The sequence below is a fragment of the Streptomyces coerulescens genome (assembly GCF_042657965.1).
Classification (GTDB): Bacteria; Actinomycetota; Actinomycetes; order Streptomycetales; family Streptomycetaceae; genus Streptomyces; species Streptomyces coerulescens.
This window is the reverse complement of sequence record NZ_JBHSKM010000053.1, coordinates 21113-41787: the sequence shown is the minus strand read 5'-3', so window position 1 is coordinate 41787 and position 20675 is coordinate 21113. Positions and strand designations below refer to the sequence as shown.

General features: G+C 71.3%; 20 protein-coding genes. 13 read left to right on the top strand and 7 right to left on the bottom strand.

Going from position 1 to position 20675, the window contains the following annotated elements; all coding sequences use genetic code 11:
- Nucleotides 1-30 precede the first annotated feature (30 nt).
- Nucleotides 31-2634 carry a D-alanyl-D-alanine carboxypeptidase gene (locus ACFPQ9_RS43800; protein WP_380865931.1) on the bottom strand — a complete coding sequence of 868 codons (2604 nt, stop codon included), beginning with the start codon at nt 2632-2634 and terminating at the stop codon, nt 31-33.
- A 236-nt stretch (nt 2635-2870) separates the two neighbouring features.
- Between ACFPQ9_RS43800 and ACFPQ9_RS43795 the strand changes: the two genes are divergently transcribed.
- From ACFPQ9_RS43795 to ACFPQ9_RS43785, 3 genes are all read left to right on the top strand, one after another.
- Nucleotides 2871-3629, top strand: coding sequence for a GOLPH3/VPS74 family protein (locus ACFPQ9_RS43795; RefSeq protein ID WP_380865929.1), 759 nt, complete (start codon nt 2871-2873; stop codon nt 3627-3629).
- 374 nt (nt 3630-4003) lie between these two features.
- Entirely contained in the window at nt 4004-4846 is an 843-nt protein-coding gene (locus ACFPQ9_RS43790) for a helix-turn-helix domain-containing protein (RefSeq protein ID WP_380865927.1), read from the top strand.
- 234 nt (nt 4847-5080) lie between these two features.
- Nucleotides 5081-5272 (top strand): DUF397 domain-containing protein, encoded by a 192-nt coding sequence (locus tag ACFPQ9_RS43785; RefSeq protein ID WP_380865925.1) that lies wholly within the window; start codon nt 5081-5083, stop codon nt 5270-5272.
- Nucleotides 5273-5398: 126 nt separating this feature from the next.
- Here ACFPQ9_RS43785 and ACFPQ9_RS43780 read toward each other — a convergent pair whose 3' ends face one another.
- From ACFPQ9_RS43780 to ACFPQ9_RS43770, 3 genes are all read right to left on the bottom strand, one after another.
- Nucleotides 5399-6268, bottom strand: coding sequence for a MerR family transcriptional regulator (locus tag ACFPQ9_RS43780; protein WP_380865923.1), 870 nt, complete (start codon nt 6266-6268; stop codon nt 5399-5401).
- A 67-nt stretch (nt 6269-6335) separates the two neighbouring features.
- On the bottom strand, nt 6336-6845 hold the full coding sequence (locus tag ACFPQ9_RS43775) for a glutathione peroxidase (protein ID WP_380865920.1): 510 nt from the start codon (nt 6843-6845) through the stop codon (nt 6336-6338).
- Between the two features lie 106 nt (nt 6846-6951).
- Nucleotides 6952-7917 (bottom strand): ArsR/SmtB family transcription factor, encoded by a 966-nt coding sequence (locus ACFPQ9_RS43770; protein WP_380866087.1) that lies wholly within the window; start codon nt 7915-7917, stop codon nt 6952-6954.
- Nucleotides 7918-8113: 196 nt separating this feature from the next.
- On the opposite strand from ACFPQ9_RS43770, the gene ACFPQ9_RS43765 reads away from it, so the two are divergent.
- The 4 genes from ACFPQ9_RS43765 (at nt 8114) to ACFPQ9_RS43750 (ending at nt 12346) form a co-directional block, all read left to right on the top strand.
- The gene (locus ACFPQ9_RS43765; protein ID WP_380865917.1) at nt 8114-9361 is read left to right on the top strand and encodes an MFS transporter; all 1248 of its coding nucleotides are present in this window, start codon (nt 8114-8116) and stop codon (nt 9359-9361) included.
- A gap of 25 nt (nt 9362-9386) precedes the next feature.
- The gene (locus ACFPQ9_RS43760; protein WP_380865914.1) at nt 9387-10706 is read left to right on the top strand and encodes a sensor histidine kinase; all 1320 of its coding nucleotides are present in this window, start codon (nt 9387-9389) and stop codon (nt 10704-10706) included.
- The gene (locus ACFPQ9_RS43755) at nt 10670-11314 is read left to right on the top strand and encodes a LuxR C-terminal-related transcriptional regulator (RefSeq protein ID WP_380865912.1); all 645 of its coding nucleotides are present in this window, start codon (nt 10670-10672) and stop codon (nt 11312-11314) included. The genes ACFPQ9_RS43760 and ACFPQ9_RS43755 overlap by 37 nt, the downstream gene beginning before the upstream one ends.
- Nucleotides 11315-11518: 204 nt before the next feature.
- The gene (locus tag ACFPQ9_RS43750) at nt 11519-12346 is read left to right on the top strand and encodes an SAM-dependent methyltransferase (protein ID WP_380865909.1); all 828 of its coding nucleotides are present in this window, start codon (nt 11519-11521) and stop codon (nt 12344-12346) included.
- Between the two features lie 43 nt (nt 12347-12389).
- Here the strand turns inward: ACFPQ9_RS43750 and ACFPQ9_RS43745 are convergent, their stop codons facing one another.
- Complete coding sequence (locus ACFPQ9_RS43745; protein ID WP_380865907.1) at nt 12390-12962, bottom strand: CGNR zinc finger domain-containing protein; 573 nt, start codon at nt 12960-12962, stop codon at nt 12390-12392.
- A gap of 123 nt (nt 12963-13085) precedes the next feature.
- Here ACFPQ9_RS43745 and ACFPQ9_RS43740 point away from each other — a divergent pair, with 123 nt between their 5' ends.
- Nucleotides 13086-13958 carry an alpha/beta fold hydrolase gene (locus ACFPQ9_RS43740; protein WP_380865905.1) on the top strand — a complete coding sequence of 291 codons (873 nt, stop codon included), beginning with the start codon at nt 13086-13088 and terminating at the stop codon, nt 13956-13958.
- A gap of 129 nt (nt 13959-14087) precedes the next feature.
- A complete protein-coding gene (locus ACFPQ9_RS43735) occupies nt 14088-14984 on the top strand; it encodes a hypothetical protein (RefSeq protein WP_380865902.1) in 897 nt (298 codons plus the stop codon).
- An 854-nt stretch (nt 14985-15838) separates the two neighbouring features.
- On the opposite strand, the gene ACFPQ9_RS43730 is transcribed toward ACFPQ9_RS43735, so the two are convergent.
- Entirely contained in the window at nt 15839-16213 is a 375-nt protein-coding gene (locus ACFPQ9_RS43730) for a hypothetical protein (protein ID WP_380865900.1), read from the bottom strand.
- 217 nt (nt 16214-16430) lie between these two features.
- Here ACFPQ9_RS43730 and ACFPQ9_RS43725 point away from each other — a divergent pair, with 217 nt between their 5' ends.
- A complete protein-coding gene (locus ACFPQ9_RS43725; protein WP_380865897.1) occupies nt 16431-17771 on the top strand; it encodes a ferredoxin reductase family protein in 1341 nt (446 codons plus the stop codon).
- Nucleotides 17772-17844: 73 nt separating this feature from the next.
- Here ACFPQ9_RS43725 and ACFPQ9_RS43720 read toward each other — a convergent pair whose 3' ends face one another.
- Nucleotides 17845-18408, bottom strand: coding sequence for a hypothetical protein (locus ACFPQ9_RS43720; RefSeq protein WP_380865895.1), 564 nt, complete (start codon nt 18406-18408; stop codon nt 17845-17847).
- 288 nt (nt 18409-18696) lie between these two features.
- On the opposite strand from ACFPQ9_RS43720, the gene ACFPQ9_RS43715 reads away from it, so the two are divergent.
- The 3 genes from ACFPQ9_RS43715 (at nt 18697) to ACFPQ9_RS43705 (ending at nt 20608) form a co-directional block, all read left to right on the top strand.
- Nucleotides 18697-19401 carry a calcium-binding protein gene (locus ACFPQ9_RS43715; protein ID WP_380865892.1) on the top strand — a complete coding sequence of 235 codons (705 nt, stop codon included), beginning with the start codon at nt 18697-18699 and terminating at the stop codon, nt 19399-19401.
- A 99-nt stretch (nt 19402-19500) separates the two neighbouring features.
- The gene (locus ACFPQ9_RS43710; RefSeq protein ID WP_380865891.1) at nt 19501-19962 is read left to right on the top strand and encodes a hypothetical protein; all 462 of its coding nucleotides are present in this window, start codon (nt 19501-19503) and stop codon (nt 19960-19962) included.
- Between the two features lie 25 nt (nt 19963-19987).
- Nucleotides 19988-20608, top strand: a complete 621-nt coding sequence (locus tag ACFPQ9_RS43705) for a hypothetical protein (protein ID WP_380865888.1) — start codon at nt 19988-19990, stop codon at nt 20606-20608.
- Nucleotides 20609-20675: the final 67 nt, after the last annotated feature.

Here is a 20675-nt window from a genome sequence, read left to right as displayed (position 1 = left end):
TGCGCGAGGGTCCCTTCGGACGCCCCCGGGTCAGGCGATACGGGTCAGCTTGTCCGTGAAGCCCGGCTCGGTCAGTTCCGTCTGGAGGGCCACCGGGATCTTCACGGCGCCGCTGCTGCCGTCACCGACGGTGAGCGTGCCCACCTGGGTGCCGGCCTTCGCGGTGTGCGGCACCTCGTCGGGCGCGAAGGTCAGCTTCACCTTCAGGCCCGACCAGCCGACCGCCTTGACGTCCTTGGTGGCGACGACGGGAGTACGGCCACCGAGACCGTCGTCCACGTACCCCACCACGTCGCCCTTCTTCAGGATCGTCGCCGACTCCAGGGCGTCCTGGGCCGCGCGGATGAGCTGGTCGCCGCCGGTGAGGGCGGCGCTGAGGATGGTGTTGTCCGTGCCGCCGGCGGGCTGGCGGACGACGGCGCCGACGATGGTGCGGGTCTCGCCGCCGACCTCCTTCTTCGCGGCGAACACGAGGTTGCCGAGGGCGGAGGTGGTGGTGCCGGTCTTGATGCCGACGACGTTGTTCTTGCCGACCAGCTGGTTCCAGTTGGAGTGGTTCTTCCCCTTGTAGTCGTCGTACGACATCATCGCGGCGACCTCACGGAAGGCGGGGAACTTCATCGCCGCCTTGGCCAGCTTGACCTGGTCCACGGCCGTGCTGACGGTGGTGTCGTTCAGACCGGAGGGGTCGGTGTACGTCGTGTTCGTCATGCCGAGGTCCTCGGCGGCGGCGTTCATCTTCGCCACGAACGCCTTCTCGGAGCCCGCGTCCCAACGGGCCAGCAGCCGGGCCACGTTGTTCGCGGATGCGATCAGGATGCTCTCAAGGGCCTCGCGCTGGCGGATCTCGTCGCCGGCGGTGACGGTGACGGTCGACTCCTGGCCCGCGTTCGACTGGTCCTCGGCGAGCTGGTCGATCTTGATGTTCGGGCCCTCGTCGCCGCTCTTGAGGGGGCGGTCGCGCAGGACGACGTAGGCGGTCATGACCTTGGCGACACTGGCGATCGGAACGGGCTTCTGGTCGCCGGAGGAGCCGAAGGTGCCGATGCCGTCGACGTCCAGCGCGGCCTGGCCGTCGGCGGGCCACGGGATGTCGATCTTGCTGCCGTCGAAGGTGTAGGAGTCCTCGGCGGTCAGCTCCAGGGTGGGGGCCGGGAGCGGGCGCACCGACTGGACCACCGCGAAGACGATCGCGAGCAGGATGACCAGTGGCGTCCAGATCTTGACCCGCCGGATGGCCGTCCGCACCGCGGTGTCCGGGGGCGGCGGGGTGTTCGTCAGCTCGGCCAGCAGATCGAGCGGCGGCTTCGGCGGCAGCGGCTGCTGGGTGGTCCGCTCGGGACCGATCTGCGGGACGGCGGCGGTGACGTCGGGGGCGTTCGGGGTGACCGACGGCTTCGGGGCCTCCGGCCGCAGGTCCGGCTTGAGCGCGACGAACTTGCTGGTGCGCTCGGCCGGCGCCTCGGGCTTGGGTGCCTCCGGCTGGGCCGCCTCCGGCTTGGGTGCGTCGGGCTTGGGTGCCTCGGGCTTGAGGGCGTCCGGCTTGGGCGCCTTCAGCATGGTGGTCGGCTGGTCGACGGTGGGCTTGGCGGGCCGTACGGCCTTGAAGATCGCGGTCGGCTGATCGACGACCTTGCCCGCACCGCCGTCACCGCCGTCACCGCCGTCACCGTCGTCCTTGGCGTCCTTGGCGGGCTCGGCGTCCTCGGGGGCTTCGGCGGCGGCCGTCGAGGCGGACCCCTTGCGGGGGTCCTCCGGCGCGGCGTCCTTGGCTGCCTTGTCGGCGCTGTCGGTGCTGTCGGCGGTCGTGGCTGCCTCGGCGGTGCCGGAGGGCTCCTCGGTGTCGGTGTCCTCGGGGGAGCCGTCAGAGGGGGCGGCAGAGCCCTTGTCGGCCCCTTCGGGCGCCTCAGAGGTCTCAGGGGTCTCAGAGGCCTCAGGGTCCTCAGAGGTCTCGCTGGAGCCCTCCTCGGCGGCGGGGGAGGCGCTTTCGGCGTCGGAAGCGGCCTTGGGGTCCGCCTCGACATCGCTGTCGGCAGCCTCGGCGACGGCGTCGCCGTCCGCGTCCGAGGTCGTGTCCTTGCCGTCGGTGTCCGAGGAGGCCACCCAGGCCGCGACGGCCGCCTTCAGCCGGTCGTCGCTCGCCCCGGCCCCGGCGTCACCGTCGGTCCCGGCACCCTTGGCGTCCTCCGTCGGCTCGGCATCGCCGGCGTCGGCCTCCGCTGCCGCGTCGTCCGCGTCGTCCGCGTCCGGAGCACCCGCATCGGCGCCCGCCGCGTTCCCGGCCTCCGCCTTCGCATCCTCGGTCTCCGCGGCATCGCCCGCCGCGTCGTCCGCGTCACCGGCTCCGGAGTTCCCGGAGCCCTCGGAGTTCTCCAGCTCCGCCCGTACCGCCTCCAGTTCGCGGCGGGACAGTACCCGCGTCGCCGTGTCCACGCCGCCCCGGGACGCCGCCGGCTCCTTCGGGGCCGTGGTCTCCCGGGCCACCGCGAGGCGCGGGTCGCGCTTCTCGGTGGCGCCCTCGGGCTCGGGCCTGGATTCGGGAACCGGAATCGCGCTCCCCGACGTCGGTTCTGCCGACGACTCGCGCTGCTTCGACCTGTCGGGGGACTCGCCCGCCACCGATGCCTCCTCCATGTGCCGCCGCACGCCTCCGTGCGTCTGCCGAACCGTGAGCCGTCGCCCGGACACCGTGACCGCGCGACCCCCGTGCCGCTGCCCGAACCATGTACCAGTGTCCTGTGCGCGGCCCCCCACTGACGCGGTAGACGAGAACGACATACCTACCGGTTCCCTTACAAACAGGTCACGCACCCTCGACAGACCAATGTGAGAGGGGTCACCCTGTCTTTCATCCACGCGGGGAGGCATGGATGGGCAGGAGCCGCAGAACACTTCCGGAGGAGCTTCTGCTGCTGGCGCTGGACCCGACCACGGGTACCACCGCACAGCCGCAGTCGCTCGACCTCGGTCTGGCCGGAGCACAGCTAGTGGAGCTGGCGCTGGCCGGACGGATAGCCCCAGACGGGGATCGTATCGCCGTGGTGGCACCACGGCCGACTGGAGATCCAACACTGGACTGTGCGTTGGAGTTGCTGCGAAGGCGTGGCGCTCCCGTGCGTGCCGTCCACTGGATCGGCGGGCCCCGGCTGGGGCTGCGCCAGACCTATCTCTCGCATCTGGAGAGGTGCGGCATGGTCGCCGCCGTGCCGGGCCAGATGTGCGGAGTGCTGCCGACGACTCGCTATCAAGCGACGGACACCGACATCAGCCGGGAGATCAGGGCCCGGCTGGATTCCGCGATCCGCACCGGCGTACCGCCGGACCCGCGGACCGCGGCGCTCGCCGCCCTGGCGCACGCGGTCGGCCTCGGCAAGCACCTGTATCCGGGCAATGAGGGCAGGTCCTCAAGGTCCCGGCTGCGGGACCTGATCAGGCACGACCCCATGGGCGGTCTCGTCGCGCACGCGGTGATGGACGTCCAGAACGGCGCGGCGGCCCAGCCTCGTCGCAGCCCCGCCGCACCGGTCGGCCGGCAGGCCGCCCCCGGAGGCAGGGCCGCGGCGGAACCCGCTCGTGGCGTTCCGGTGCAGCCGCGCCGCGGATCCATGGCGCGTGTCGTGGCCCACTGAGCCGCAGTCCCACGACCCGCATCACCGGATCCGGCGCACGCACCACCTGATCCAGCACGCGCACCACCCGCACCACAGCACGACCCGCACACCACGCACGCGAAGTGCAGCGCCGCACCGCTGTCCCCAAGACCGGTTCGGGAGCCGCTGGTCCGCGCGGGGCGACGGGGCCGTACGTCCGCCATCGGTATGTCCCGATGGCGGCACGGCCCCGTCGCCCCGCGCGCCCGCATGTGCGGGGATCCTGGCGAACTGGCGTGTATCCAGCGCATATCCACCGTTTCCCAGCGGTAGTAAGCACCTTGGTGGCAGTCTGCTCAACAGCAGATACGCAAAGTGGTAACCAGAGGTCCGCAGCCGGAGGTGCACGTCCCGTGGCGTCCAATGTCAATCCCACCGTCAGGCGACGCCGGCTGGGCCAGGAGCTGCGCCGGCTCCGCGAGCTCAAGGGTATGACGGCCGAGGAAGTGGCCGAACGGCTGCTGGTGTCGCAGTCGAAGATCAGCCGGCTGGAGAACGGACGGCGCAGCATCAGCCAGCGCGACGTCCGCGACCTGTGCGGGGTCTACGAGGTGGAGGACCACCGCATCGTGGACTCGCTGATGCAGATGGCCAAGGATTCGCGGCAGCAGGGCTGGTGGCACTCCTTCGGTGACATCCCGTACAGCGTCTACATCGGCCTTGAGACGGACGCGGCCAGTCTGCGGGTGTACGACCCGCAGGTCGTCCCGGGGCTGTTGCAGACCAAGCAGTACGCCGAGGCCCTGATCGCCGGGGCGCTGCCGGAGATCGAGAAGCGGGTCCAGGTGCGGATGCGCCGACAGGAACGAATCTCCACCGAGGAGAACCCGCTGCGGCTGTGGACCGTCCTGGACGAGGCCGCTCTGCGCCGCGTCGTCGGCAACCGCTCGCTCATGCGCGACCAGTTGGAGCAGCTCGTCGAGCAGTCCCAGCTGCCGCACGTCACCGTGCAGGTCATCCCCTTCGACATGGGAGCGCACCCAGGCCTCAACGGGCAGTACGCGATCCTGGAGTTCCCGGACGCGGCCGACTCCAGCGTCGTCTACATCGAGGGCGTCACCAGCGACCTGTACCTGGAGAAGGCGAACGACGTTCAGAAGTACAGCGTGATGTACGAGCATCTGCGGGCGCAGGCCCTGAACGTGGACCAGTCACGGCAGTTCATCGCGGACATCGCGAAGGACTACGCGCGCTGAAAACACCCGTCCCGACCGAGAAGAGCCGTACGGTACACCGTCTCCCGGCCGGGATGGAAGACTCCGCTGGAATATGCCACCCACCCGAGTGAATAGTCGCTTCGTCAGCCGATGTTGGCGAGTAGCGTCGATCACGCCACCGAGCAACAACGTTGGCGTGAATCGTCCTGCGGGATCCGGTCCGGACGCGCAGGACGGTGACAGCAACTCAACATCTGGTAATTCGGAGCGAACATGGCAATTCGTCAGGGTGCCACGGACACGTGGACCAAGTCCTCGTACTCGACAGGTAACGGCGCGTGCGTCGAGGTCAAGTCGCCGGTCACGGCGGCCATGGCGGTGCGGGACTCCAAGGTGCCCGAGGGCCCCGTCCTGGCGTTCCCCGCGACCGCGTGGAACACCTTCGTGGCGTCGGTCAAGGCGTAAGGGGCGGGGCTGTCTGAACCCGCACCTTCCACCGACCGCGCGACCGACAACTGCAGACAAGCACCACAAGAGCCCTCTCGACCAGCCCGCCGTCCTTGCCGAGAGGGCTCGGCTGTGCCCCGGACGTCACCTCACCGGGAACGCCACATCGCACACCGGGTCCTGTGCCCTGGCCGCCTCCCAGTCCGCGAAGTACACCTCACGGCACGGGCCCGCCTGTTCCAGGCCCTCCCGGGCGATCCACTCCTCCACCGCCTCGAAGGCGGCCAGGATCTGCGGATGGGCCACCTGCGCCTTGGTGATCCGGGTGTAGGCCAGCCGCTGGGCCGGCAGCACGCTCACCTTCGCCTCCCGGGTGCGGCCGTGCTTCTCGGCCCACGCCCGCGCCGCCGCCTCGTCGGCGACCGGCACACACGACTCGGCCGGGCCGTCGCTCTCCATCGACACATCGGCGTGGTAGACGACGAACGGCGCCGCCGTGACACCACCGCACCCGCGCGCCGCCTCCTCCAGCCGGCCCAGCGACGCCTCGATCCAGGTCGGCAGCTCGCCCGCCAGCACATGCCGGGTCTCGCTGATCACCACCTGCTCGGGCACGTCCACCGTTTCGATCTCGTACTTGCCGTACATCTGGGAGCTCCTCCCCGACAGTCGTCCACGGAGGTACTCGGCGAGAGTCCGCTGTTCCGCCATCCGGACCTCGACGTCCGCCCAGTACGCGGCGAGCCGGTCGGCGGCCGTGGCCCCGTCCGGGGCCTCCACGACCTCCGCGATCCGGGCGAGCGGCATGTCCAGGCGGCGCAGCAGCGCCACCAGACGGGCCCGCTCGATCTGCTCGGCGCGGTAGTAGCGGTAGCCGCTGGCCTCGTCGACCTGCGCGGGCGGCAGCAGTCCCAGGCGGTCGTAGAGCCGCAGGGCCTTGGCCGAGAGCCGGGCCCGCGCGGCGAACGCGCCGATGGTGAGCAGTTCGTCGTCCACGGCCTCATCCTCCGTCACCGGGCGGCCTGTCCCGCCCGGCGACAAGGAGGCTCAGCCCTGCCCCAGGGGCAAGGTCAACGGCCGCTCAGGCCAGCTGGCCCTCGACGGCCGCGACGAGCTCGGCGGCCTCCGGCTCGGTCTGCGGCGAGAAGCGGGCGACGACGGCGCCGTCCCGGCCGATCAGGAACTTCTCGAAGTTCCAGCGGATGTCGCCGGTGTGCCCCTCGGCGTCGGCGAAGCCCACGAGGCGCTCGTAGAGCGGGTGCCGGCCCTCCCCGTTCACCTCGACCTTCTCGGTCATCGGGAAGGTCACGCCGTACGTCGCCGAGCAGAACTCCGCGATCTCCTCGGCGGTGCCGGGTTCCTGGCCCATGAACTGGTTGCAGGGCACCCCGAGCACGGTGAAGCCGCGCTCCGCGTAGCGCTCCTGGAGCTTCTCCAGGCCGTTGTACTGCGGGGTGAGGCCGCACTTGGAGGCCACGTTCACGATCAGGACCGCCCGACCCGTGTACTGGGCGAGGTTCGCGGTGCCGCCGGTGAGGGCGTCGATGTCGACGTCGAGGGGGGAGTTTTCATTGCTGTGTGCAGTCGTCATGAGGCGGATGCTAACTCCGGACGGTTGCGCCGATGAGAACGTGCCGGTCGGTGGGGGCTGAGCGCGCCCACGCGGCGGAGCCGCACATCTATACAGCCCCGCGCCCCTAGAAACGGGGCGCTGCCAGCAGTGTTTCTCCAGCCGTTGAGCGCGAATACAGGACCGAACGGCCCGCTCGTCGGCGCTCCACCAGTCCCGCGTTCAGCAGGATTCGCAAGTGACGGCCGACCGTGCCGAGGGCCTGGCCCGTTACCGCGACCAACTGGCTCGTGCTCATGGGGGAGGCGAGGAGAACGAGGATCGTGGCGCGGGTCCGGCCCAGCAGGGCGCTCAGGCTTGCCGGGACCGTGCGGGCACCCGGGTCGGTGAGGGCGCCCGTGCAGGCGTAGACGAGGGCGTAGCGGTCGGGGTCCTCCCAGGAGACCCAGCCGGTCTTCGGGGTGACCGGCATGAAGACCAGTTCGGCGCCGGAGATCTCGCGGGGCGGGTACTCGCCGAGGTTCACCTGGAGGCGGTTGTCGCCGAGCCAGCGGGTCTGGCCCGGGCGGAGGGAGTCCAGGACCGCCGCCCAGCCGCCCTGGCTCACCCGCGCGGTCCGGGCGGCCACGTCCGCCTCCAGGATCCGTCGGCGGCGGTCCCAGTACGGCCGTACCGTCCGGGTCCAGACGTGGTCGAGGAGCGCGGCGGCACGCTCGGGGAGGTCGTCGCGGTCCAGTGCGGCGGGCAGCGGGCCGGGGAGGGAGACGGTGAGGTCGGCGCGGGCCGTGGCCGGGTCGGCCGACCGGACCCGCGCGACGACCTGCTCGAAGGTCTCCCCGTCCTTGGGGGTGGGGGTGATGAAGTCGGCGGTCCAGTACCGGCCGAGGGCGGCGCGCACCAGCTGTGCGGTCACGGGGTCGGCGGCGAGGCGGGCGCGGTAGGCGGGCAGATGATCGCGGAGCCAGGCCCGCTCGCCGGGATGCGCGGGGGTGCCCGCGTGCAGCAGTTTCAGGCTCGCGAAGGTCTCGGTGAACGGGGAGAGGACGAAGCGGCTGCGGGCGAGGGTGTCCGCGTTGAGCTGCCACCACCCCATGAGCACCCCCCGGATGTCGTCGCCGCTGCGCGGCACCGGTGTCTTCGCGGCCCCTGTGGCACAGGTGCTTTCGCGGCCCCGTGCACCCGATCGCTCGCGGCCCTGTGCGCCCGTGCTTTCGCGGCCCCGTGCACCCGTGCTTTCGCGTCCGCGCGAAACAATACGACCGCCGCGTCCACCGTCGCAGACTCCGCGCATGCGCAGCTACCGCGAACTCTTCCGCACCCCCGAGTTCACCCCGTTCTTCCTGGCCTCCGCGGCCCAGGGCGCGGCCCTGACGATCGGCGGGCTGGCGCTCGCCACACAGGTGTACCGGGCCACCGACTCGCCGCTGCTGTCGGCGGTGAGCATGTTCGGGCCGCAGCTCGCGCAGATGCTCGGGGCGACCTTCCTGCTGTCGGGTGCCGACCGGCTGCCCCCGCGGGCCACGCTGAGCACCATCAGCCTGGCCTTCGCCGGCTGCACCGCGCTGCTGGCGCTGCCCGGTCTGCCGATCGGAGCGGTCTTCGGCCTGGTCTTCCTGCAGGGCCTGATCGCCTCGCTGGGCGGGGGCGTGACCGGGGGTCTGCTGACCGAGATCCTGCCCAAGGACGGCTTCGTGCTGGGCCGTTCGGTGTTCAACATGGTCTTCGGTCTGGTGCAGGTCGTCGGGTTCGCGGCGGGCGGCGCACTGCTCGCGGTGGTGTCCCCCCGTACCTGTCTGCTTCTGTCGGCTGCCCTGTACGCCACCGCGTCCCTCGTCACCCGGCTCGGCCTGACGGCCCGCCCGCCGCGCTCCTCGGGCCGCCCGTCCGTCTCGGCGACCTGGCGCACCAACGCCCTCCTGTGGTCCTCCCGCCCGCGCCGCCTCACCTACCTGGGCATGTGGCTCCCCAACGGGCTGATCGTCGGCTGTGAATCCCTCTACGTCTCCTACGACTCCGGGGCCGCAGGCGTCCTGTTCGCCTGCGCGGCGCTGGGCATGTTCGCCGGTGATCTGACCGTCGGCCGCCTCGTACCGCCCGCCCTGCGCCCCCGCCTGCCCGTCCCGCTGCTGCTCCTGCTGGCCACGCCGTATCTGCTCTTCGCGCTGCGGCCGGCCACGCCCTGGGCCGCCCTGACCGTGTGTGTGGCCTCCGTCGGCTTCGGCGCGACCCTTGCCCAGCAGGAGCGGCTGATGGCCCTCACCCCCGACGAACTCGCGGGCCACGCCCTCGGATTGCGCGCCGCCGGCATGCTCACCATGCAGGGCGTTGCCGCGGCCCTCGCGGGCACGGTGGCCCAACTGACCTCACCCGGGACGGCGATGACGGTGATGGCGGTCGCCTCGCTCGCGGTGACGCTGACGCTTGCGGTGGCCGGCCGTGGTGGGGTGCGGGACGCAAGAGGGGAGTTTTTCCCACCGCGGCGGCACCCCGACGGTCGTCACAATGAGGGCACGGGCGCTTCGGCCCCGCGTAACTGACTGGCAGCAGAGGGGAGCGTGCCGTATGGACCGCACGACGCGGCTCGGGGGGAACCGCCCGCCGGACGAGATCAGGGGATTCTCGCTCGCGGCCGGAACAGTGGGGCTGCGGCGGGCTGTCGCCCTGTGCTGGACGTCCATGTCGGCCTTCGGCCTGTCCCTGGCGGTCTCCGGCGCGATCTGGCTGGTGGGGCCCGGCCTCGGCGTGGTGCCGCGCGCCATGGAGGGCGTGCGCGACCTGGCCGCCCGCCGGCGCGAACTGGCGCTGCGCTGGTCGGGGGTGGAGATACCCGGCCCGCCCGGACCGCCGCCGCCCGTGCCCGAGGGCGCCTCCGGGGTGGCCGCCCGCTACCGGTGGATCACGAGCGACCCGCAGACCCGGCGCGAGTGGGTCTGGGTCCTGGTCGACCCGCTGGCCGGAGCGTTCCTCGCGTTCTTCCCGCTCGCCCTGATCCTCAGTGGGGTGTGGGGCATCTTCCTCGCCTTCTTCGGGGTTCCGCTGTCCGCCGAATGGGACGGCCTGTGGTACCAGTTCATCCCGATCGAGGGCCGGGCCACCGCCGTCCTCGCCGGTGTCCTGGGCGTCCTCCAGCTGCCGCTGGCCCTGTGGGCGGCGCCGCGCGCCGTGCGCCGGCACGCCCTGTACACCCGCTCGATGCTCGCCCCGAGCGAGAGCGAGCTGATGGCGAGCCGCATCCAGCACCTGGCCGCCACCCGCTCCGACGCCGTCGACACACAGATGGCGGAGATCCGCCGCATCGAACGCGACCTGCACGACGGCGCCCAGGCCCGTCTGGTCGCGATGGGCATGACCCTGGACGCGGCCGAACACCTCCTGGAGACCAACCCGGAGGCGGTGCGCGCCCTGCTCATCGAGGCCCGCGAGTCCTCCGCCAAGGCGCTGGAGGAGCTGCGCCACCTGGTCCGCGGCATCCACCCGCCGGTTCTCGCCGACCGTGGACTCGCCGATGCGGTCAGGGCGTTGGCGATGGTCTGCCCGGTCCCCACCGAGGTCCAGGTCGAGCTGCCGGGCCGCCCCGAGATGCCGGTCGAATCGGCGGCCTACTTCGCGATCTCGGAGATCCTGACCAACGTCGCCAAGCACTCCGGCGCCGACAGGGCCTTGATCGACGTCCGTTACGATCGCGGCATGCTGCGCATCACCGTCACGGACGACGGTCACGGCGGCGCCGACGCCTCGCGCGGCAGCGGCCTGCGGGGCATCGAACGCCGGCTCGCCACCTTCGACGGGGTGCTGGCCGTGAACAGCCCCGTGAACGGACCGACCATGGTGACGATGGAGCTTCCGTGCGTATTGTCCTCGCCGAAGACCACTTCCTCCTGAGGGACGGACTGATCCGGCTCCTCGGCGCCCACGGCCACGAGGTCGTCGCCGCCGTGGACAACGGCACGGAACTGCTGGACGCGCTCGTCAGGGAGCGGCCGGACGTCGCGGTCGTCGATGTCCGGCTGCCGCCGACCTTCACCGACGAGGGTCTGCGCGCGGTGCTGGCGGCCCGGGAACAGCTGCCGGACCTGCCGGTGCTGCTGCTGTCCCAGTACGTGGAGCCGCTCTACGCACGGGAGTTGCTGGCCGGCGGCGGCCGGGGCGTCGGCTATCTGCTGAAGGACCGGGTCACCAACGGCGCCCAGTTCCTGGACTCCATCCGCCTGGTCGCCGGGGGCGGCACCGCGATGGACCCCGAGGTGATCTCCAAGCTCCTGGTCCGCAAGGAGCGTGACGAGGCCGTGGGCAGCCTCTCCGGACGCGAGCGCGAGGTCCTGGAGTGGCTGGCCCAGGGCCGCTCCAACGCCGGTATCGCACAGGGCCTGTTCATCTCGGAGAAGGCCGTCGCCAAGCACATCGGCAATATCTTCACCAAGTTGGGGCTGCTGCCGGCGGACGGCGACAACCGGCGGGTGCTGGCGGTGCTCACGTATCTGGACCAGTGAGCGGCCGGTGGGGCAGCGGGCCGTCGGGCAGCGGACGGGCGGGCCTCCCGGCCCGAAGGATGGCCAAAACATCACTGTGCGTGTGGGCGTTTCTGCGCCAACTGCGCCAACTCTCCTGTGTTCAGGGGAAGTTCACCTAGGTTGGTTGCTGCTTTGACCACCGGCACCGACCCGCACCGCCCCCGATCCGCAGGAGGCCCCACCGTGTCCGACCCCACGACCCCCCTCGGCGCCGCCGCGGCGACACGGGCCCGGATCGACTCCACCAAGCCCCACTCGGCGCGCTTCTGGAACTACTTCGTCGGCGGCGAGGACCACTACGAGGTCGACCGGCGGATCGGCGACGAGATCAAGGAGATCTTCCCGGGCCTGGTCGACGTGGCCCTCACCAGCCGGCACTTCCTGGGCCGCGCCGTACGCCATCTCGCCGGCGAGGTGGGCATCCGGCAGTTCCTCGACGTCGGCACCGGCCTGCCGACCGCCGACAACACCCATCAGGTCGCCCAGCGCGTGGCCCCGGACGCCCGGATCGTCTACGTCGACAACGACCCGATCGTGCTGGCGCACGCAGGCGCCCTTCTCACCAGCACCCCGCAGGGCGCGACGTCGTACCTGGAGGCCGACCTCCACCACCCCGAGGCCGTTCTGGAGGCCGCCGCGGGCACCCTTGACCTCTCCCGGCCGGTCGCCCTGATGATCCTCAACACCCTCGGCCATGTCGCCGACCACGACGAGGCCCGTGACCTCGTACGCCGCCTGCTGGCCGGCCTCCCCGCGGGCAGCCACCTGGTGATCAGCGACAGCACGGCCACCAGCGAGGGCATGATCGCCGCCTCGGAGGCGTACAACGCCAGCGGCGCCGTCCCCTACCACGTCCGCAGCATCGGCGAGATCGCCGGCTTCTTCGACGACCTGGATCTGGTGGACCCCGGCATCGTCCAGGTCCCCGAATGGCGCCCCGACACCCACGGGCCGACGGACCCGGCGACGGCGGCGGTGGACGCGTACTGCGGGGTGGGCCGGAAGCGGTGAGGGCCCCGGGCCCAGCCGGGCCGGGCGTCCACGCCCTGCCCGCTCACCCGGCTTCCGGCTGTCCCCCCTTGTGGCGCTGGTAGTGCCGGGCCACCCGCATCCGGTTGCCGCAGCGGGCGGCCGAGCACCAGCGGCGGCGCGGATGGGTGGGCAGGAAGAGCATCACGCAGTCGTCGGCCTCGCACTTGCGGATCGCGCCGACCGCCGGATCGGCCAGCAGCTCGGCGGCGGCCTGCGCGAGCCCGGCGGCCAGCCGCACCCCGGGTGACCCCTCGCGCCGCCGCGCGACGGCCACCGCCGACCCGTCCCAGACCAGCTCACTGATCGCCGGTGCCGCACGCTGCGCCCGGTTGAGCCCCTCGATGTCCTCGTCCGGGGGCCGCTCCCCCCTGCGTACATGATCGAGGGCCCGCGCGGTGTGCTCCCGTACGGCGAGCACCGCGGCCAGATCCGCGCCGCCGGCCTCCTCCGGTACGTCCTCCGAAAGCCGCTCGGCCTCCAGCGCCCACCAGGCCCGCAGCCCGTCGGGCGTGGTCAGCAGGTCACCGGTGGCCGGCCGGGTGTTGACCAGATCCAGGGCCAGGGGTTCTCCGGTCAGCGGGGCGGAATCGCTCATGGGCTAATGGTACATGCGGGGCTTGACACGTTAGTCGGCGCGGGCGCACGCTTGCTCTAACGCATGAATCCGCGAGTCACCCATTAGATTCACCCATGAGATCCTCCTCGAAGGAGACCGATCATGCTCGCCCCGACCCCCCGCACCGTCCACCGCCACCTCGACGTGGACGGCGTCCGCGTCTTCTACCGGGAGTCCCTCCCCGACCGCCCGGACGCGCCCGTACTGCTGCTCCTGCACGGCTTCCCCTCCGGCTCGCACCAGTTCCGCGGCCTCATCGACGCCCTCGGCTCGCACTACCGGCTGATCGCCCCGGACCACGCCGGCTTCGGCCACACCCGGGCCCCGGACGGCTTCACGTACACGTTCGACCGGCTCGCCGACATCACCGAGGGCTTCGTCCGGGGCCTGGGCCTCGACCGGTTCGTGATGTACGTCTTCGACTTCGGTGCCCCCATCGGCCTGCGCGTCGCCGAGCGCCACCCCGAGTGGATCGCCGGGCTGGTCGTCCAGAACGGCAACGCCTACGAGGAGGGCCTCTCCGACATGGCCCTGAGTCTGATCGGCCTCACCGCCGAGACCCCCGGCGCCGACGCCACCATCGACGGCGTGCTCACACTCGCCGGCACCCGCGGCCAGTACGAGACCGGCGTCGCCGACCTCGACCTGATCGCCCCCGACGGCTGGACCCTCGACCAGCACTTCCTGGACCAGCCCGGCCGCAAGGAGGCCCAGCGGTCACTGCTCCTGGACTACCGCTCCAACTTCGAGCGCTACGCCGACTGGCAGGCCTGGCTGCGCCGCCACACCCCGCCCACCCTCATCACCTGGGGCCGCAACGACCCCTTCTTCACCGAGCCCGGCGCCCGCGCCTACCTGCGCGACCTGCCCGACGCCGAACTCCACCTCCTCGACACCGGCCACTTCGCCCTGGAGACGCATCTGCCGGAGATCGCCCCGCTGATCGGCGACTTCCTGGAGCGTGCCTGGAAGTAGCCCGACCCGGGCCGGCGGGCGGTCCTGGGGCGGCCGGTTGCGCGCACGCCCACCCCAAGGGTGCGAAAATCGATACGGACCTCTGTGGCGCGGGGAGCTCCGCAAAACCGGCGCGGAGAGGGAACGCCGATGGACCTGGAAACTGTCGCCGACGAGCTCTACCGGCTGCGGCCGGAGAAGTTCACCGCCGCCCGCGCGGCCCGGATGGCCGAGGCCCGCACGGCCGGCGACCGCGCCCTCGCGGACCGCATCGGCAAGCTGCGCCGCCCGAGCCTGTCGGCCTGGGCCGGCAACCTCCTGGTCCATGAAAGCCCCGCCGAGGTCGAAGCGCTGCTCCACCTCGGCGAGGGCCTGAGGCAGGCCCACCGCGACCTGGACGGCGCGCAGCTGCGCGAACTGAGCCGACAGCAGCGGGTTCTGATCACCGCCCTGTCCCGGCAGGCCGGACAACTGGCCGCACAGGCCGGCCGTCCCATCACCGAAGCCGCCCGCCAAGAGGTCGAGAACACCCTGCGCGCCGTCCTCGCGGACCCCGGCGCCGCCCGGGAATGGGCGAGCGGCCGACTGGCCAAGCCCCTGCCCGCGGGCGCGGGTTTCCCGGCCGTGGCCGAAGGCACGGCACCCGCACCCCCGCCTCCTGCCTCCGCGTCGCGTCCGGCGCGCACCGACACCAAGGCCACCAAGGCCACCAAGGCGGCAGCTGCGGACCGCCGCCGACGGCTCACCAAGGCCCGCAAGGAGGCCGACAGGACCGCGCGTGAACTCCGCACCAGGGAGAAGGAGGCGGCGACCGCCAGCCGCGAGGCGTTCGCGGCCAAGAAACGCTGGGACGAAGCCCAGCAGCGCGTCAGCGACCTGACCGCCGAACTCCAGCACGCGAGGGAGGAGCAACAGCAGGCACGTTCCGCGGAACAGGCAGCACGGGAGCGGGCACGCACAGCCGACCGCGCGGTCAGGGAGGCGAGGCGCAAGGCGGATGCGGCAGCGGGGGAGGCGGAGCGCCTGGACACGCCTGGAGACGCCTGACTCTTGCCGGCGCGGGGATGAGGGCGCGGCGTGGGTGGCGGAGGCGTGTGGGTGGCGGAGGCGTATGGGTGGCGGAGGTGCGTGGGTGACGGTGCCGGGCGGCCGATGGCCGGGCGGTTGACGGCGCCGGGCTGGTGACGACGCGGGGGTGAGGGCGCGGCGTGGGTGGCGGAGGCGTGTGGGTGGCGGAGGCGCGCGGGTGGCGGAGGTGCGTGGGTGACGGTGCCGGGCGGCCGATGGCCGGGCGGTTGACGGCGCCGGGCTGGTGGCGGCGCGGGGGTGAGGGCGCGGCGTGGGTGACGGAGGCGTGTGGGTGGCGGAGGTGCGTGGGTGACGGTGCCGGGCGGCCGACGGCCGGGCGGTTGACGGCGCCGGGCTGGTGGCGGCGCGGGGGTGAGGGCGCGGCGTGGGTGGCGAAGGCGTGTGGGTGGCGGAGGTGCGTGGGTGACGGAGGTGCGTGGGTGACGGTGCCGGGCGGCCGACGGCCGGGCGGTTGACGGCGCCGGGCTGGTGACGACGCGCGGGTGAGGGCGCGGCGTGGGTGGCGGAGGCGTGTGGGTGGCGGAGGTGCGTGGGTGGCGGAGGTGCGTGGGTGACGGTGCCGGGCGGCCGATGGCCGGGCGGTTGACGGCGCCGGGCTGGTGACGGCGCGCGGGTGAGGGCGCGGCGTGGGTGGCGGAGGTGCGTGGGTGACGGTGCCGGGCGGCCGACGGCCGGGCGGTTGACGGCGCCGGGCTGGTGGCGGCGCGGGGGTGAGGGCGCGGCGTGGGTGGCGGAGGTGCGTGGGTGACGGAGGCGCGCGGTCGACGGCGCCGGGCGGTCGACTGCGCACAGATGGCGGCGCCGCGCCGGCCCTATCGGCTCTCCAGCGTGCCGATCCGTCCGAAGGGCGCCCCGCTCTTCGGGCACGCCCAGATCGCCGTACCGCCGGTGACGGTCGCCGTGAGCGGATGGGCGTCCGGATGCTCGGGGCAGTGCGGCCACACCGCCGACGCACCCGCCGACCAGAGCGCCTCCACGGCCCACTCCTGAACCTGCTCGGCGAGGCTCGCCATCCGCTCGGCCGGGGTGGCACCCAGGGCCGGCCCGATGCCCTGCCCGCTCCCGTCGGGCGCGTACATCATGAGCCCCGACTCGGCGTCGTCCTCGAACCGCGGCCGTACGGCGCATTGCGCACGCAGGTCGCGCAGCACGGCGTCCAACGCGTCGGTGAACTCAGCGTCCGTCATTCCCGGCTCATCCCTTCTTCGCCCGTCACGGAACCGCCGGAACCGTAACAGCGTGCCGAACTCCCGCCGGATTGGGGCGGTTCCACCATGAACGGATCCGGCCCGCGAGCCGTATCCTTACCCGATCGACGTACGCATTAGGGCGAATTCGCCGATCTTCATGGGGTTTGTGCACACGGGTCGCGACTCCCGCGGCCTCGGGGGATGAGAGGCAACCATGGCGACAGCGAGCAACACGGTGCGCAGCGGCACCGTGCTTCCGGTGCAGGCGGCGCGCTGGGCGATGTGGACCTTCGTCCTCGCCAACGTGGTGATCGTGGAGGCGTTGTTCGCCACCGCGGGTTCGGGCAAGAACAGCGTGCTGACGGTCGCCAAGTTCTTCGGCCTGCACGCGGCCCTGTTGCTCCTCTTCCAACTCCTGCTGGTGGCCCGGCTGCCGTGGCTCGACCGCCGTATCGGCATGGACCGCCTGACGGTGTGGCACCGCTGGGTCGGCTTCACCCTGTTGTGGACCGTCCTCACCCACGCCACCCTGGTGGTGCTCGGCTACGCCACGCTCGACGACACGTCCATGGGGAAGACGTTCGTCGCGCTGAGCGGTGTGCCGGCCTCCCTGCTGGGCATGCTCGCCGCGGCCCTCATCGTCGTGATCGCCGCGATCTCCACCCGGGCCCTGCGCCGACGCCTCCAGTACGAGGTCTGGCACGGTCTGCATCTGCTGCTCTACGTCGCCCTGGGCCTGGCGTTCGTCCACCAGTTGCAGGAGACGACGACGTTCACGTCCTCCGCGTTCGCCACCGCGTACTGGTGGATCCTGTGGCTGTTCGCCTTCGGCGCCCTGCTGACGGGCCGGCTCGTCATGCCGCTGTGGCGCAACGCCTACCACCGCTTCACCGTGGCCGCGGTGGTTCCGGAGTCCGACAACGTCGTCTCCGTGTACGTCACCGGCCGGCACCTCGACAAACTCCCGGCCCGCGCGGGCCAGTTCTGCATCTGGCGGTTCCCCGGGCACCACCACTGGTGGCTGGCCAACCCCTTCTCCCTGTCGGCCGCGCCCGACGGACGCGGGCTGCGCCTCACGGCGAAGGCGGCCGGCACCGCCAGCGCCGGCCTGCGCAACGTCCCCGTCGGCAGCCGCGCCTTCGTCGAGGGACCGTACGGCGCGTTCACCTCGCTGCACCGCAGCCGGCCCGGCGCCCTGCTGATCGCCGGCGGCGTCGGCATCACACCCGTGCGCGCCATGCTGGAGGACCAGACGACCGGCGACTTCGTCGTGCTGTACCGGGTCCGCAGCGAGGCCGACGCCGTACTCCTCGACGAGGTCCGCCACTTGGTGGCCGTACGAGGCGGACGCCTCCACCTGATCACCGGCAGAACCGGCGAGAGCGGCACCCCGCCCTTCGCCCCGGAGAACCTGCACCGACTGGTCCCCGACATCATCGAACGCGACGTGTTCGTCTGCGGCCCGCCGGCCATGACCACGGCCGTACTCACCGGCCTGCGGGACCTGCGGGTCCCGGCGGGCCAGGTGCACGCGGAGAGGTTCGGCCTGGCCTGAGCGGCACGCCGCGACAGGTCCCGGCGCGCCGCCGTCATCCGTCATCCGTCATCCGACATCCGCCGGGCTCGGGCTAGTGGTCCGCCCACTTGCGCAGCAGCGCCTCGCGTTCCTCGCGGGGCGGCGTACCGTCGGCTGCCTGGTCACGGCGCCACGCGAGCAGGTCGGCGACACTCGCGTGGCCGTCGACGAGCCGGTCCAGGAGCGTGCGGGAGAGCTCGTACTCGTCAGGCGTGTAGATTCCGCCGGCAACCGCCGAGAACACGCTCACCTCGGCGGTGTCGTCCACGGTCTCCACGCACACGGTGTAGGCGGGCGGTTGCTCTCCCAGACCGCTCACGGCCGTGGCCAGGGTGTCGAAGGCCATGGACGCGAGACGCCGGGCGGAGGACCGGACGGGCACGTCGCGGACATTGATCCGCCGCACCTCGCGCCACGTCCAGGCCGTGCCGTGGGCCGTCCCCAGGGCTTCGACGCCGTCCTCGGTCAGCCGCACCCCGGACGCCGCGCCGGCGGGCTCGGCGCCCAGGTACACGGAATCCTCGGTGATCCAGAACAGGCCGACCATGGCCATGGCTTCCTCCAGCAGTGGTGCCCGGTGGGCGGAGTGCAGTACGTCGTCCGCCCGTGTCGGCATGTGAGACGGCGTGGGCGGGCCTGCGGTTTCTCGAGTTGGCGGGCGCGGTTCGCCTGGCGGCAGGCGGGAGGGGCGTGGCGGCTGAGGCGGGGGCAAACAATCAGCCACGTTGGCGTGAACGCAGTACACTCCCCCAACCAATCATGGTGCCTGCGGCGGGGGCCGGACGACAGGCCTGACTCTCGTGGGGACTACATGCGCGCATTCGCCATAGGCACTGCTCGGTCCGGTGCTTTGGCCCTGGCTGCCCTCACTGCCGTCACTGCCCTCACTGCCGTCACGGCTCCAATGGCTCAGGCCGACGAGTCGTGGGGTGGCGACACGACGATCACCAAGGTCACGGTGAACGGCGGCAAACCCATTGCGGTGGGCATCGCCAACGTGGTCACCTTCCCCGGTTCCGTGACCGCCGCCGACCCCGACGGCATCGAGACCGCCGGCGTCCATGTGTGGCACGGGACCAGCGAAGAGGACACCGACATGACGGTGCCGAAAGGCAGCCGTATCTGCACGGTCGTGAACAGCACCACGAAGACGTGCGGTGTCACCTTCAAGCTCGACCCGCGCGACCTGCGGAAGAACGCGTGGGCGGGGCGGTGGAACGTCGCCGTTGACGCCTTCGACAAGGGCAACGGCGGCATCTCGCTGAACGCCTACAAGTACGCCTACATCCAGCGCTATTCGAAGCTCAGCGTCAACGCCTCGCCGGAGCCGGTCGCCAAGGGCAAGAGCATCACCGTCACCGGAAAACTGACCCGGGCCAACTGGGAGACGCACGACTACCGCGGGTGCACCGACCAGCCGGTCAAGCTGCAGTTCCGCAAGGCGGGAACAGACACCTACACGACGGTCAAGACCGTGCACACCAACAGCACCGGCAACCTGAAGACCACGGTCACGGCCTCGACCGACGGCTACTGGCGCTACTACTTCTCCGGCACCAGCACGACGGCGACGGTCAAGACCGCCGGCGACTTCGTGGACGTTCGGTAGGAGCGGCCGGAACAGGTGCCGAGGGGCCCAAGGGCCGTTCGGAAGGGGAACCGAAGCGCGCCCTCGACGAAGCGGTGAGCGTGCTGGACGATGCCTTGAATGGCGTGGGACTGGGTGGGGACGACAGTTGCGGGTCTGTCCGGTGTGGTGGGGACAGTGTGCACCTGGCTGGCGGGAGCGCAGGGGCGCCGGCATGCGGCGCGGATGCTGGCTGATACGCAGCAGGGCGAACGTCGGGCTCGACTGTGGAATGAACGTCGTGAAGCATATTTCGGCGCGCTTCGTGTGATCGATCTCGATCTCCGGAGGGAGCGATACAAGGAGCTGGGGATGCTTGACAAGCTCCATGAGGTCGAGGGGCATTGGACGAAGGTCAAAAGGGTGGAACTCACTACGGAGGCTGCAACTGCCCTGTGGGCGTTCGGCAGCGACCACGTGAGGGACTTGGCCGACAGATGGATCACCGCAAGTGATGCGGACAACGTGGCAGAGATGCGCCGGATCGCGCTGCAGTTTCGGGCAGCCGTCCGTCAAGAATTACAGGACGACAGCCAGGGCTGACCACGCGCCATACACACTGCTCCGCATGGCTCTGACGGCAGTTGCACCTACGACTGCGCGGACTGCCGGCGGACTGTTGGGGGGGGACACGATGAGCTTGGCCGTACAGCTGCCGGCCCTGATAGGTGTGGTCATCGGAGGCCTGGTCTCTTTCGCGGGAAGCGCCATGTCGGAACGCTTTCGGTGGAAACGTGAGGTGCAGCGGGAGTGGAGCCAGCGCCGGTTCGAGGCGTACAGGGAGCTGATTCACGTTGCGCACGTCCAGGTCGGGGCTGCTCGCTCGCTTGCCACTACGAAGAATCTCCTCGAGGGACCCCCTCCCGTTTCCATCGAAGACGGAGTCAAGGAGATTGCTGATTCCGACAGGAGACTGGCGCTCGCGTACGAGACCGTACAAATGCTGGGGGATGAGCGCGTCGGTCAGGCCGCACATGCGTTTCGGTCGACCATCTGGAAACTGAGCGACTATGCCCGTGGCGTGATCGAGGTAGACGCAACGGAATGGGAGAGGGCATACAAGAGATACCGAATATCCCGAGACAAGTTCCATGCGGCTATTCGCAGCGATCTCGGCATAACGGGGAAGGGCTACCAACGCAACGTGTCAAGGCCGTCCACGCGCCCTCCTCACATCGGACCACGCTGAATCAATAATCCGCGCAGTCCTGTTCCCGTGGTCCCTCCCTCGTTCTGGCACGGTCGCGGCACGAGGG